Source organism: Halomonas sp. SL1, assembly GCF_003030865.2.
Classification (GTDB): domain Bacteria; phylum Pseudomonadota; class Gammaproteobacteria; order Pseudomonadales; family Halomonadaceae; genus Halomonas; species Halomonas halophila.
Window position 1 is genome coordinate 96404 of sequence record NZ_PYUQ02000016.1, and the last position, 14033, is coordinate 110436.

General features: G+C 66.9%; 11 protein-coding genes. 1 reads left to right on the forward strand and 10 read right to left on the reverse strand.

Features of this window, described 5'->3' with window-relative positions:
• Window positions 1-26 precede the first annotated feature (26 nt).
• The 6 genes from C9J49_RS10610 to C9J49_RS10635 all read right to left on the reverse strand — a co-directional run bounded on the left by C9J49_RS10610 (window position 27) and on the right by C9J49_RS10635 (window position 6483).
• Window positions 27-278 carry a Flp family type IVb pilin gene (locus C9J49_RS10610; RefSeq protein WP_107182058.1) on the reverse strand — a complete coding sequence of 84 codons (252 nt, stop codon included), beginning with the start codon at window positions 276-278 and terminating at the stop codon, window positions 27-29.
• Between the two features lie 213 nt (window positions 279-491).
• Window positions 492-2174 carry a ShlB/FhaC/HecB family hemolysin secretion/activation protein gene (locus C9J49_RS10615; RefSeq protein ID WP_258394004.1) on the reverse strand — a complete coding sequence of 561 codons (1683 nt, stop codon included), beginning with the start codon at window positions 2172-2174 and terminating at the stop codon, window positions 492-494.
• 371 nt (window positions 2175-2545) lie between these two features.
• Window positions 2546-4369: a collagen-like triple helix repeat-containing protein gene (locus C9J49_RS10620; RefSeq protein ID WP_107182059.1), complete on the reverse strand. Its 1824-nt coding sequence runs from the start codon at window positions 4367-4369 to the stop codon at window positions 2546-2548.
• 410 nt (window positions 4370-4779) lie between these two features.
• The gene (locus C9J49_RS10625) at window positions 4780-5043 is read right to left on the reverse strand and encodes an Lpp/OprI family alanine-zipper lipoprotein (RefSeq protein WP_016854575.1); all 264 of its coding nucleotides are present in this window, start codon (window positions 5041-5043) and stop codon (window positions 4780-4782) included.
• Window positions 5044-5221: 178 nt separating this feature from the next.
• Window positions 5222-5851 (reverse strand): murein L,D-transpeptidase family protein, encoded by a 630-nt coding sequence (locus C9J49_RS10630; RefSeq protein ID WP_046080194.1) that lies wholly within the window; start codon window positions 5849-5851, stop codon window positions 5222-5224.
• Between the two features lie 164 nt (window positions 5852-6015).
• Window positions 6016-6483, reverse strand: coding sequence for a 2-hydroxyacyl-CoA dehydratase (locus C9J49_RS10635; protein ID WP_246124635.1), 468 nt, complete (start codon window positions 6481-6483; stop codon window positions 6016-6018).
• Between the two features lie 146 nt (window positions 6484-6629).
• On the opposite strand from C9J49_RS10635, the gene C9J49_RS10640 reads away from it, so the two are divergent.
• Window positions 6630-7085: an ion channel gene (locus tag C9J49_RS10640; RefSeq protein ID WP_107182061.1), complete on the forward strand. Its 456-nt coding sequence runs from the start codon at window positions 6630-6632 to the stop codon at window positions 7083-7085.
• A gap of 36 nt (window positions 7086-7121) precedes the next feature.
• On the opposite strand, the gene C9J49_RS10645 is transcribed toward C9J49_RS10640, so the two are convergent.
• The 4 genes from C9J49_RS10645 to C9J49_RS10660 form a co-directional block, all read right to left on the reverse strand.
• Complete coding sequence (locus tag C9J49_RS10645; RefSeq protein WP_046080192.1) at window positions 7122-7586, reverse strand: DUF6586 family protein; 465 nt, start codon at window positions 7584-7586, stop codon at window positions 7122-7124.
• Window positions 7583-10222 carry a type I DNA topoisomerase gene (gene topA, locus C9J49_RS10650; protein ID WP_107182062.1) on the reverse strand — a complete coding sequence of 880 codons (2640 nt, stop codon included), beginning with the start codon at window positions 10220-10222 and terminating at the stop codon, window positions 7583-7585. Before topA ends, C9J49_RS10645 begins: the two co-directional genes overlap by 4 nt.
• A 230-nt stretch (window positions 10223-10452) precedes the next feature.
• Window positions 10453-12999, reverse strand: coding sequence for a DUF3141 domain-containing protein (locus C9J49_RS10655; RefSeq protein ID WP_107182063.1), 2547 nt, complete (start codon window positions 12997-12999; stop codon window positions 10453-10455).
• Window positions 13000-13113: 114 nt separating this feature from the next.
• Window positions 13114-14025 (reverse strand): hypothetical protein, encoded by a 912-nt coding sequence (locus tag C9J49_RS10660; protein WP_046080190.1) that lies wholly within the window; start codon window positions 14023-14025, stop codon window positions 13114-13116.
• Window positions 14026-14033 lie beyond the last annotated feature (8 nt).

The window sequence follows — 14033 nt, forward strand, 5'->3', positions numbered from 1 at the left end:
AACCACAACCAGGGAGCGTCTCCAGCCTACTCAACTGCCTCTTCAACTTTACCGAAAAGCGTTTCTATCATGCCCAGAAAGCCTCCATTCTCAGAACCGTCAGTGCCATCACTAACGGCAAACACTACTCCAATAGCAATAGCTACGAGAGCAGCAATCAGTGCATATTCAATTGCCGTTGCCCCCCGCTGTCGACGAAAGACGGGGCGATTGAGTTGACGACATGCCAGATGGGCGTGAGCTTTAGCGAACACTTGAGAGAGAGAGAAGCGTTTCATGGTGGTTTCCCCGCTTGGTTGAGTCCTGCTTTCCTTTATACCGCCCCGACGTGTCCCGCGCCGGGGCCCTGCTCCTGCCGGTGAGTTCACACCACACCAGCGTCGTTCCTGCGTTTTCGTTGTTATCGTCTTTATTTTTCTATCGACCGCTCCGGGCAGGGGTTTTGTACGAGATCGCCCACCGATGAGCGGCGAGATCGTCGACTCCGCGCGCTAGCCGCCGAAGTCCCAGCTCAGGCGGGCATTGACCCGCCCTTCCCGCGACGCGTCCTCGGCGGGACGATCGCCGATGGGGTAGGCATATTCGATGCCCAGGCGGTAGAGGCGGTTATTGCTCAGCTCGAATCCGGTGGCCACCGAGGCCAGGTCGTACTCCAGCTCGCTGTCGTTGAATTCGGTGTGGGCGCCGTCCACGGCCAGATAGGGTTCCAGATGCGAGGCCCAGGACGCCGCCAGCGCATGGCGGTAGCGCAGCTCGACCTCGCCGGCGTAGCCGCGCTCGCCCTCGGCCTCGCCGTCGTCGTAGGCGCGGGCGAAATGGCCGGCGCCATAGGTGCCCCGTTCCGGTGCCGGCAGCGTGTCTTGCGACCAGAAGCCGGCCACGCGCATCGACAGCCGCCAGTTCGGCGTCAGCGCCTCCAACCAGCGCCCCTGGAGACCGAGCCGCGTGTACTCGAGTTCCTCCCGGCCATCGGCGGCCACCGACACGCCATTGGCGACGTTGCGAATCTCGGTGGTGGTGCGATTGCTGCCCATGTCGACGCCCTGACGCAGCTCGGCACGGGCCTCAAGCCGGCGGCTGGCATTGCCCTGGCGGTAGTGGGTGCCCAGTTCCAGGGTCGAGTAGCGCAGGTCCTGACGCCCCCTCAATTCAGGCCCCTGATCCGAGCGATAGCGGTAGTCGGCCGTCTCGTCGAGGTGCTCGACGTTGACCTCGACGTCCCAGCGCCGACGGCGCTCCATCAGCAGCGGATAGTCGAGCCCCAGACGAAAGCGGTCGCGCACCTTCTCCTGGGCCACCTCGTAGGGCCGTCCTTCCACCAGCACCGGGTCTTCCTCATCACCCTCGAAGCGCTGGGCGCTCATATTGAGACGCAGGCCGTCGGTACCGAGCTCCTGACGATACTGGGCAGCATAGAAGCGATCGTCGTTGTCGACCGGCATCAGGTAGGCGAAGGAGAGCGTTTCCGCATAGGGGGTATGGCTGTGGAAGGCCAGGTTCGCGACCGCCTGGGTATCGTTCTTGTCGCCGCCGCCGAGGGTCAGGCCGGCGTCGACGCGGTCGCTGTCGCGCTGCTCCACGCGCAGTGTGGTGGCACCGGACGGCGTGCGCGGCACCGGCGCCTTGACCGCCAGGCTGGCGCCCGGGATGCGCTCGATCAGCGCCGTGTAGCGTTCGAAGGTCTCGCGGGTCAGCGGGCGTTCCTCCCGCATCCGATCGGCCAGCCGCCGCACTCGCTGGGCGACGGCGGTATCTTCCACGGCGATCTCGGTGCGGGCGATATACCCCTCGACCACCACGACGGTCAGGGTACCGCTCTGGAAGTTGTTGCTGGGCAGATAGGCGTAGGACAGGGGGTAGCCAGCGTCCTGGTAGCGGCGCGTGATCGTCTCCACGGCCTCGACCAGACGATTTACCGCCACGCGTTGCCCGACGAGCGGCTGAAGGGGGGCACTCAGGGTCTCGAGATCGAAGACACTGCCGCCGCGAATCTGCACCCGGGCCACCGGCACCTGCGTCTCGGGGCTTACCGCCTCGGCGGCACCGGGCAGGCTGACCTCGGCCCCGCCCTGTCGCTGCCGCTCCAGGGTGTCCTGTACCGGCGGCGTCATCGTCGGCTGACGCTCGTTGATGACCGACGGCACATCGTTGGCCTGCACCAACGTCGTACTCATCGAACACGCGGAAAGCATGGCAAGCGAGAAGAGTTTATACCGAACTCCTTCACTCACTAACATTTTGCCAGAAAGTTTTCTTGCTAATAAATTTTTTACGCCGAACCTTGGCATCATATTTATTCCCTGCAATGGCATTCAGTAATCGCATGCGCCGCCGATGGTGTTATTTCACGCTTTCGACGCCTTAACACCAAAGCTAAGAACGACTAATGCCGAAGACTGAATTTACATTAGTACAAAAACCTTGATCTGTGGCAAGCCAAAATCGAAGAAAATTGAGGTTCATCATCAACACTCCGTCATACATGGCCTACACGGCAGAAGGCCCGGCACTTGCCGGGCCTTCTGCCGCCGCATGGAGCGAGCGATCAGAGCAGGCCTCCCAGGCCAAGCAGCCCGCCGCCGCTTTCGGTACCTGAGTCCTCGCTACCGGAGCTGTCGGTGCCGCCGCCCAGCAGGCCGTGCGCCACGTCATCCACGGTGCCGGTCACACCCTGCAGGGCACCACCGGTCAGGCCATCGACGGTATCGGTGACGCCATCCACGGTGTTCGCGACGCCGCCGAGCAGACCTCCGCTACCGCCCAGGCTGCCGCCGTCGCCACCGAGCAGGCCGCCCTCACCGCCGACCAGGCCACCGGTCACACCGTCGACGGTGTCGGTCACGCCGCCCAGCAGGCCGCCGTCGACGCCGAGCAGGCCGCCTTCTCCGCCCACCAGACCACCGGTCACACCATCCACGGTATCGGTCACGCCCCCCAGCAGGCCGCCATCGCCACCGAGCAGGCCGCCTTCACCGCCGACCAGGCCACCGGTCACGCCATCCACGGTACCGGTCACGCCACCCAGCAGGCCGCCTTCACCGCCGACCAGCAGACCGCCTTCACCGCCACCGAGCAGCCCCCCGGCGGAGCCTCCCAGACCGCCGGTCACGCCACCCAGCAGACCACCATCGCCGCCCAGGAGGCCGCCTTCGCCGCCGAGCAGCCCGCCGCCGAGATCGCCCAGCACCAGGGTCGGATCGTCCAGCAGACCGCCTTCGGCGGACAGGGTCGCGGCAAGCAGGCTGTTATCCCCGACCACCAGGCCGTTCTCGCCCACCAGCAAACCACCTGTCAGCCCGTCGAGTCCGTTGAGCAGGCCGTTGTCGGTATCCAGCAGCCCACCGTCGACGCCGGGCAGGCCGAGGCCCGGGGAGCCGCCCTCACCGGCGGTCAGCAGGCCACCGGCGTCGGCCACGAGCCGGCCGGTCGAGGTCACCAGATCGCCGACACCGGCGAGCTGAACGCCGCCGCCACCGAGACGCTCGCCGAGCATGACCACGGCGCCGCCGACCTGACCCAGCAGGCGGTTACCGACGGGGCCGACCACCAAAGTGTCACCCAGGCGCTGAGTCGTGCCCTCCACGTTGACGACCAGCGGACGAACGACGCCGGTCAGCTCGGTGGTCAGGCCGGCCAGATGGCCATCTTCATCGGTCAGAGTAAAGGTCAGACGATCGCCCACGGCGGTGACCGTGCCGCCGAGCTGGTCGACGGTGCCACCCAGGCTGGCGAGCACGCCAGTGCCGTCTTCCACCTGCATCAGCACCGGCAGCGAGCCCAGCCCCTCGACGATGCCACCGGCACTGCTGACGGCCTTGCCGGTCTGGGAGACCAGCCCCGTGGCGCCGCCCAGCGTCGTGCCCAGGGCGTTGTCGTTGGTGCCGAGGCTGCCCAGGCCGTCATTCAGACCGTCGGAGAGCAGGTTGACGCCGTCGCCCAGGTCCTTCAGCACCTGGCCGCTACCGTCGGTCACCCCGCCGACCAGAGGCGCATCGACCTGCTGGATGGTGCCACCCAGCGCCGTGACGGTATCACCCACGCCGCCGGTCACTCCGCTGCCATCCTGGATCACTCGCTCGAGGCTGGAGGACTGCACGTCGCCGTCACCACCGGAGCCGTCACCACCGGAGCCGTCGCCATCGCCACCCGAGCCGTCGCCGTCACCGATGCCATCACCGCCCGAACCGTCTCCTCCGGAACCGTCACCGCTGCCGGTGCCATCACCATCCCCGGCTTCCATACCGCCATTTCCGCCGTCCAGCGGCTGTGAAATATCGGAGCTACCGCTGCAGCCGGCCAGCGAGATCGCCAGTACCAGCGCGGTCAGCGGAAAGAGCCGTGTCTTGAATTCCGTGTTCCCTGCCATCATCACGTTCCTCTCTTTTTCTACCGGAGGCATCGCTCATCGGCCGGATGAACGATGCCGAACGACTGCCTTGCTGCCGGAAGCGTATGAAGGAACGCGAGCTTTTCACACCGTCTGAAATCTCCTACAAGTTTATGTAAATTACTGATAATAAAGATGTCTTACAAAACAACCGCGATGACATTTACGCGACAGTCCGAGATCTCTTACACCGGGCAATACCATTGGCGACACGGTAAACGCACCATAAGTGACACCTCATACCCGGTCGGCGTCATCGGGTACGACACATCCATCGCACGATGGCGCGAACGCGGTACGATCGCGGTACCCACAAAAAAGGCCACCCCTCTCGCGAGGGGTGGCCCGTCGTGGCATCACCAGGCCTGAAGGCCTGGCCTGCGGCTAACGACTTACTTGCGCATGGAACGCTCGAACATGCGGTTCATCTCTTCACGGTTCTGCTGAGACATCTGCAGAGCCGCTTGAGCGTCGCGCTGAGCCTGGTTGGCGGTGTTCTGCGCCTGGGTCGCGATGCTGCGAGCTTCCGCGGCGTCGGCCTGTGCAGACTCGGCAGTGGTGCGGACTTCTTCCAGAGCGCTGGAGGAGGCGCAGCCCGCCAGAACGGCGAGAGAGGCGGCAGCGGCGGACAGCTTCAGAGTAGTCTTGAGAGTCATGGTGTTCTCCTTGAGTCTTCCTTGGTACTGCGTTGGTGATGCCTGACAACCAGGCGTCCTGCTATCGCAGGTTCTAATGCAGCAACAATGCCTGCTGCGAACCGGAGACGTCAAATGCTGGGCGTTTTTCACGACAGCACGCGCCTGCCGGCTAGAACGTCCTTAGCGCATATAAAGACTAGCGGATGACGACCCGCGTGCCAATGTCGATCATCGCCGACAGGGTGTCGATTTGCCGATCCGTGACCGCGACGCAGCCATCGGTCCAGTGAAAACGCCGATGAATCGCCGGGTCGGCCACCCCGATGCCATGAATGCCGATGTACCCGCCCAGCACCGTATCCTGCGGCGGCGTACCATGCCGACGGTAGTAGCTGAAGTAGTCGTCATAATCCTGCTGACTGTAGACTCCGGCATCCAGCGCCATACGGGCATGCGTGGGCGTGGGGTAATCCAGACCGACGAAGGTGCGGTACTTGCTTCGGTAGTTGAACCGCGTCACCCGAAACTCGCCCAGCGGCGTCGCGCGATCGCCACGCGTCCGCTCTGCCCTGGCACCGCCGCGCCCCAGCGAGACCGGGGAAAAGCGCTCCTCCTCGCTGGCACCGCGGAAGATGCTCAGACGGGCCTCATGATCATCCACCAGCACCCATAGCTCATCGGGGGCTCGCGGCGCACTGGCCTGGGCCAGCAGGTCGCTCATCATGGTGGCTGCCGGGGCGGCGGTCGACCAGAAAGGCAGGCTCAGCGCCAGCAGGCCGAAACGCCGCCGGCTCAGCAGAAAGCGCTCATCTCGGGATTGCGTCATGGGTGGGAAGCCGGTAGCCAGAAAACGTGGGAGTCGTTATATCGCATCTGCCCCCCGATGTCAGTGGACAGCCGCACCGAGCCGCCTCATCGGAAAGCCCGAGGGTGCCGGCCCCGATACTCGCCCCCACTCGTCGCCGATCGGCGACATCGGCACCACAGGCCTCAGTAGGCCTCCAGACGTTGAATATCCCGCACCAGACGACGCACCTCGGCGTCCTCGCCCTTCACCAGCGCCTCGAAGAACGCCCTCTCGAGCTCACTGCCGGCTCGCTCCAGGCGATGCCCGTAGAGATCCTGCAGGGTACGGTGCAGGGTCAGCGCCGTGGACAGCAGCGCCTCGACATCATCGCCATCGTCTCCGCCGGGAAGCCGCTCGAGCACCGGCGCATGAGGAAACGCCTCGGGGTCGTCGAACCAGGTGTCGAGCACCCCGCGATGCTCGCTGTCCTCGGCGAAGTAGGACTCGAGCTCGTGCTGCATGCGACGCTCGTGTTCGGCAAGATAGTCCAGCGCCATCCGTCGCCGTTCGCCGACACCTTCCTGGGCAGCCCATTGGGCATAGGCCTCATCGAGGCGAGCGTGATAGTCCGCCGCCCAACGCACCAACTCTCTAACCTGATGAAAGCGCATGATCCGTCCTCCCGGAGACACGACCGTCGCGGGCGCCACTTTGTCTATCCCGCTGCTGATATCCTAGTCGACACGGCCCGGATGGCGGCTTGACGCACGTCATTCGAGCACGCGGATCCGATGCAACGGAATGGAGGAGGCGCCATTTGATCGAGCCGATGCTGGACTCGGACCACCTGCTGGTGGCGAGCACGACCTTGGTGGTGGTCGCGGCCTGCGTACTGCTGCACTTCGAGGCCTCGAGCGTGCTCAGCCGGATGATGCGCCGCACCTCGCCATCCCGAAGGCGGCGCTTCCTGGGACTGATGTACGGCCTGCTTGCCGCTCATGTGCTGGAGATATGGCTGTTCGGCCTGGCGGCCTGGTGGCTGACGGCTGCCACGGCGGGAACCGTGGCCGGCACGACGCCCATGGAGAATGGGCTGGACTACGTCTATCTCTCGGCGATCACCTTCACCACGCTCGGCTACGGCGACGTCTTCCCCGAGGGGCCGCTGCGCTTCCTGATGGGCACCGAATCCCTGACCGGTTTCATGCTGATCACCTGGTCGGCCTCACTGACCTTCCTGGAAATGCAGCGGCACTGGAACGACCGCGGCTAGACGCTAGCAGAGTCCCACGTCTCGCCGCGGCCGCCGTTACCACTCTTCACTGGTCTGGCGCAGTTCGCCGATCTCGCGCTTGGCGGCCGCCAGGCAGTCGCGCAGCTCGTCCCCCAGGGCGGCGGCACTGCCCACGGCGATGATGCCCTGGGCCGCCCCCGTGGCGCGACGTGCGACGCCATCACTGGTATGCAGGGCCTCGAGACGGGCGATCAGCCGCGCGAGCCAGCTGTCCGGCCGCTGGGCCAGGCTGCGCAGCCGCCCTAACTCGGCGAGCGGTTCGCCCTCCGGCGCCAGCAGCTCGCGCCAGTCGTGACGCTCGAGGCGGGCATGCTCGGTCACTTCACGCAGCAGCGACTCCAGCGCCAGCTCGAGCATCGCCAGCGCCCCTTCCTCGCCGGCCATGCGGCGCGCCTCGGCGTGCTCGTCATCGCCGGCGGGCGTCGCCAGCAGCAGCTCGGCCTGATAGAGCAGCTGATTGGTACGGGCTCTCGGGGTCACTTGCGCTTGTCCTCCACCTGCCACTTGCCATCATCGAAGGTGGCCTTCCAGCCGGTGGCCTTGCCGTTGTCCTCGGTCATCAGGAACTGCGCCTTGGCCTTGCGCGAGAAGCGGATCTGGGCCGGGCGACCGTCCGGGTCCGCATCGGGCGCATCGAGCAGGTAGCGATACTTGTCCGGCAGCTCGTCGGCGTGGGCCTTGAGCTCGATCACCAGCGGCGGACGGGTCTCGCGGTTCTTGGGGAACTTGCTGGCCGCCAGGAACAGGCCGCTGGCGCCGTCGCGCAGCACATAGTGGTCCTCGACCTTCTGGCAGGCCAGCTCCGGCATCGGGATGGGGTCCATCTTGGGCGGCGCGACCTCACCGTTCTTGAGCAGCTTGCGGGTGTTCTTGCAGCTCTCGCTGGTGCAGCCGAAGTACTTGCCGAAGCGCCCGGACTTGAGCTGCATCTCGCTGCCGCACTTGTCGCACTCGATGGTCGGGCCCTCGTAGCCCTTGATGCGGAACTTGCCCTGCTCGACCTCGTAGCCGTCGCAGTCCGGGCTGTTGCCGCAGACGTGCAGCTTGCGATCCTCGTCGATCAGGTAGCTGTCCATCGCCGTGCCGCACTTGGGGCAGCGGTGCTTGGCACGCAGCGCATCGGTCTCGGCGTCCTCGCCGGCGTCGGCGGCCACCGCCTCGTCGCCGGGCAGCAGGTCGATGGTGGTCTTGCAGCGTTCCTTGGGCGGCAGATTGTAGCCGGAGCAGCCCAGGAACACGCCCGTCGAGGCGGTGCGGATCTGCATCTTGCGCCCGCAGCTCGGGCAGTCGATGTCGGTGGGCACCGGCTGGTTGGGGCGCATGCCTTCCTCGCTCTGAGCCTCGTCGAGCTCCTCGCGGAACTCGGCGTAGAAGGCATCGAGCAGCTCGCGCCAGCGGCGCTCGCCCTCGGCCACCTCGTCGAGACTGTCCTCCATGCGCGCGGTGAAGGAGTAGTCCATCAGATCCGGGAACGACTCCTTGAGCCGCTCGGTGACGATGTCGCCGAGCTTTTCGGCATAGAAGCGCCGATTCTCCAGGGTCACGTAGCCACGGTCCTGGATGGTCGAGATGATCGCCGCGTAGGTGGACGGTCGGCCGATGCCCTTCTTCTCCAGCTCCTTGACCAGGCTGGCTTCGGTGTAGCGAGCCGGCGGCTTGGTGAAGTGCTGCTGCGGATCCAGCGACTCGAGGGTCAGCGCCGCGCCCTCGGCGAGATCGGGCAGCGACTGGTCCTCGTCCTTGCGCCCCATGGGCTTCATCACGCGGGTGTAGCCGTCGAACTTCAGCACCCGGCCCTTGGCCTTGAGCTCGTAGCCGTCTGCGGCCACGGTCAGGGTGGTCGAGAGATACTCGGCCGGCGTCATCTGGCAGGCCACGAACTGACGCCAGATCAGCTCGTAGAGGCGCTCGGCGTCGCGCTCCATGCCGGCCAGGTCGGTGGCGCGGCGGGTCACCTCGGAGGGGCGGATCGCCTCGTGGGCCTCCTGGGCGCCCTCCTTGCTGGAGTAGCGGTTGGGCGCCTCGGGCAGATAGCGCTCGCCGTACTCCTCGCCAATGAAGTCGCGCACGCCGTCCACCGCCTCACGGGAGAGGTTGGTGGAGTCGGTCCGCATGTAGGTGATGTAGCCGGCCTCGTAGAGGCGCTGGGCCAGCGTCATGGTCTTCTTCACCGAGAAGCCCAGGCGACCGCTGGCGGCCTGCTGCAGGGTCGAGGTGATGAAGGGCGCATTGGGCTTGGAGCGGGTCGGCTTGTCCTCGCGGGAGGTGATGGCCAGCGACGCCTTCCTGAGCCCCTCGATGCGTTCCAGGGTCTCGGCCTCGGAGGTCGGACGGAAGGCCTTGCCGTCCTGGCGCGCCAGTTCGAAGCGCACCGGCTCGGCCGAGGCGTCGTCGGCCGGCTTGAGGTCGGCGTGGACGTCCCAGAACTCCTCGGGCACGAAGGCGCGGATCTCGCGCTCGCGCTCGACGATCAGGCGCATGGCCACCGACTGCACGCGGCCGGCGGACAGCCCGCGGGCGATCTTGGCCCACAGCAGCGGCGAGAGCATGAAGCCCACCACGCGATCCAGGAAGCGCCGTGCCTGCTGGGCCTCGACTCGCGGCATGTTGAGCTGACCGGGGTCCTCGAAGGCCTCGTGGATGGCGTTCTTGGTGATCTCGTTGAACACCACGCGACGATAGCGCGACTCGTCGCCGCCGATGGTCTCGCGAAGGTGCCAGGCGATGGCTTCCCCCTCGCGATCGAGATCGGTGGCGAGATAGACGGTATCGGCCTTCTCGGCGAGCTTCTGCAGCTCGGCAACCACCTTCTCCTTGCCGGGCAGGATCTCGTAGTTGGCTTCCCAGTCGTGCTCGGGGTCGATCCCCATGCGCCGAATCAGCTGCTCGTGGGACTTGCGCTGGCGATATTCGGCTTTCTCCTCGGCGGACATCTTGCGCGTCGCCGCGGCCTGCCGGGCACGCTCCTTGGGGTCCGAGGCCGCCTTGCCCGAGCCGCTGGTCGGGAGGTCACGAATGTGCCCCACGCTCGACTTCACGATGAACTCGTTGCCGAGATACTTGTTGATCGTCTTTGCCTTGGCCGGCGACTCGACGATGACCAGAGACTTGCCCATAGTGCTCCAAACGTCAGTAGGCGCGGGAATCCCCGCGTCGAACGGAATCGGGTCACCCGTTGGCGGGTGAAAAATGCGCTTACCCTACCCCAGCGCCAGCCGACACGCCAGTCACGGGATCGCCGGGCCTTTGACCCTAGACGTCCGCCTCCGGCTCGGCAAGCGCCACCCCAAACGCAGGCGCCCCCGCCGGCAAACCGGCAGGGGCGCAAAGCCAGGACGGATGAGCCTCAGTCGTCGGACGGAGGCGACTTGCGTCGCCGCGCGGCGGCCTGACGCGTGCCGCTGCGGCGCGTCCCGCTCTTGGCCGGCGATTCCTCGGCCTTGGCGGACGCCTCTGACGAAGCGGTCTTGGACGCCGTAGCCGCCTTGCTCGGAGCGCTCTTGGCCGTGGCATCCCTGGCCGGAGCGGCCTTCCTGGCGGCCGGGCCCGTCTTCGGCGCTTCAGGCGTTTCGGCGACCTGGGTCGACGCCGATGGCGCAGGAGCATCAGAGGCCGAAGACGCTTCCGACTGAGCGGCGGCCGGCTTGGCCGACCCGGACGTTCCGCCTTCCCCGGGCGTGTCGTCGGGCGAGGACGATGGCGCCGGAGCCTCGGGCCGGGCGCTCTCGAACAGCGTACGAATGCGTGCGAAGCGCCTGGCGGCACGCTCGCTCAGCTCACCGCTGGCCGCCAGCACGTGATCGATGTGCTCCAGATGCGCGTCGATCTCGTCGGCCGCGAGCCCTTCCAGCAGCGTCGGAATCGCCTCCAGCGCCAGCTCGCGGTCCTGCTCGAGGATGAAGAACTGCTCGCGCACCAGGTGCTTGAAGTCGGCCAGCCGGGCATCCGGCTCCAGCTCGGCACGCGAGGCCCGCAGGCGCTGGAAGTTGCGCCCGTCGGTGGCGGGCGCCCCGCCCAGCACGTAGATCACCGAGCGCATCACCGCCTCGTGGCTGCCGCCTTCCGCCACCTTCTCGTGCATCGCCTGCCGGCGCTGCTGCACGAAGCGACGCTGCTCCGGCTCGGCGCCCGGATGACGTCTGACCGGCGCGTCGCCGCCGAGGCCGACCAGCACCTGCAACAGCGGCTGGCCGTAGACATCCTGGAACCAGCGCTCGAGGCTGCGGTCACGCAGCTCGCGCCAGGCCTCCAGGGCATGGGTGATCTGGCTCGACACCACGCCCTCGAGGGCGCGAAAGACGTTGTCCTCGCCAACTTCGTGACGATCGCGGCGGACCCGGTCGGCCAGCACCGGCACCGGCACCATCAGCGGGTTGCGATCGGAGAGCAGTCGGTAGCCCATCCGGTTGGGATGCATGCGACGCATCCAGTGGGCGGACTCGGGCGTGGCCAGCGCCTTCACCCAGGGCTGGAGGAAGGTCCGGTAAAGGCCCTGATGGATCTCGGAGACCCGAGCCACGGTGGCGAAGCGTCGCTCGTCGTCGTCCCGGTGCTGAATCTCCCGATCCAGTTCCGCCACGCTGCGCGGCTGGAACTCGAGCAGGTAGTCGCGCTCGATGAGCTCCGCATCGGGACGATCCTCGGCCCGCGAGATCGCGGTCTCGTAGAGCCCCGGCGGCAGCACGTCGATGTAATCCATGTTGGCGGTGAACTCGGCGTGCTCCTTGCGCGACACGCTGCCCGACACGAAGATGCCCAGATGCCCGGTGGTGTCGTGCACGCAGTAGACGATGGTCTGGTCGTTGGCGACCAGGTCGTCGGTGTCTTCGTAGAGATCCTGTACCCAGCCGAGCGCCTGGGGCGGCGGCGTGATGTCGTCTCCCCGCGAGCAGAACACCACCACCGGCGAGCGCAGGTTGCGCAGGTCGATGCGCCGGCCGTCGGCGGTCACCATCTGAGCGGTGGAGAGGCGATTGCCGACGAACAGGTTGTCGACGATGTACTGGATCTCCTGGCCGCCCAGCACCACATGGCCGCCCCACCAGCGCTCGAAGTCCAGGTAGCGCTCGGCCTCGGTATCGACGCGGGAATACAGGTGGTACTGCTTGCTCCACCAGGTATTGGCCGGGTTCAGTCGTTCGAAGTTCTGCACCAGCCAGGCGCCGTCGAACAGACCGTCGCCCAGGTCACTGAGCAGGGAGGTCACCCAGCTGCCGCCGGTCATCCCGCCGGTGTAGCGCATCGGCGCCTGACCGCGGTGGCCGGCCCAGTAGGACAGTGGCGCCCCGGCGATCAGGATCGGCCCGAACACCTCGGGCTCCAGCGCCGCGGCCATCATGATCTGCCAGCCGGCCTGGCAGTTACCGACCACCATCGGCTTCTCGGCGGTATCCGTATGCAGCGAGATCACGTGACGCAAGAAGGCCACCTCGGCGTCGACCACGTCCTCGACCGTCTGGCCGGGTTCGGGGTAAGGCAAAAAGCCGATGAAATAGCAGGGATGGCCGGCACGCAGCGCGACGCCGAGCTCGCTGTCCGGCTTGAAACCGCCGATCCCCGGCCCGTGGCCGGCCCTCGGGTCGACGACCACGAAAGGCCGCATCAGGGGATCGGTCTCCACCCCCTCGGGGGGCAGGACCCGCATCAGCTCGTAGTTGACCGGGCGCGGCAGATCGCGCCCGTCCACCAGCACGTCGGCGTCGAAGCCGAGCACGTTGGGCTTGGTCTTCTCGATGTGTTCCAGGTACTGGTTGCCACGCTCGCGCATGACATCCAGGTAGAGCGTGCTGCGCTCCAGGCCGTCGCGCCAGTAGTCGAAGGCCGCACGGCCGAAGCCGAAGGGGTCCATCCAGGACGCCAGGGCGGGAGGCAGGGTCGTCATGAGGGGCATCATCGTATCGGCACTCCATGGGTCGCCATGGGGGGAAAGGCGGACACGCCTCCAGCGCCGAACCGCCTTTGCTGCAATGCAATATAACCCAGACATCGCCACGACGCGAGACCAGACTCAGTCATCGGCCAGGCGCTTCCGCGCCTCGTCCTCTCCCAGCAGGGCCGACAGCGCCCGCCGCGTCCGCCCGTGAAGATCCCCGGGGCGCCGCCCCCAGACCACCAGCCGCGAGGCATGACCGGGACCGGCGCTGTCCAGACGAACGCCGGGGCCGCCGTCGAGACGCGCGCCCTCGGGCAGGGTCAGACGCCACAGCCGGGCATGCCCCCGGGCGCGCAGGCCACTCTGGCGCTCGCCCAGCCGCTCGCCACTCCAAAGGCGCCACTGGGTCAGCAGCGGGTCGAGGCCGAACAGCGACTCGTCGAGGGCTTCCTCACCGTTCGGCCCGGGCGCCAGGGCATCGAAGCCCACCGCATTGTCGACCACGCGAAACCTCGCCTCGACCAGCCCCGTCGCCCCGAGCGCCGCCACGCCCTGCCCGGCCAGCCGGCCGAGGTAGGCGCTTCGCTCGGGCGTCAGCCAGGCCAGCGGCGCCAGCGACGAACCGTCCGGCAGCGTCTGACGCGGCGCCAGATGCACCACCCGGCCCGCGCCGTCGGCCAGCAGCGAGACGCGCACCTGGGGCCCCGTGGCCTCGACCGGGGCCAGCGGCAATCCGGCCTCCTGCATCAGGCGTCGCATGGTCCCCTCGTCGGTCATGGCGGCGAGCAGCGTCTTGCTCTGCCCGAGAAAGCGCAGTCCGGCCTCGCGGCAGGCGGTGGCCATCCGCCATTGATACGAGGGCGGCGTTTCGCCGGGATGCAGGGCATCACAGCCGAGCTCTCGCGCCCTGGCCACCAGCCCCTCGGGCTCACCCTCGGCGCTGTAGGTCGTGATGCCCAGCTCCCGGGCGGCCTGACGCAGCCGCAGGGCCGCGACGCCATCGCCCACGATCAGCGGCCGGCGAGGAAGGGGGTGCGAAGAGATCATGAGCGGTT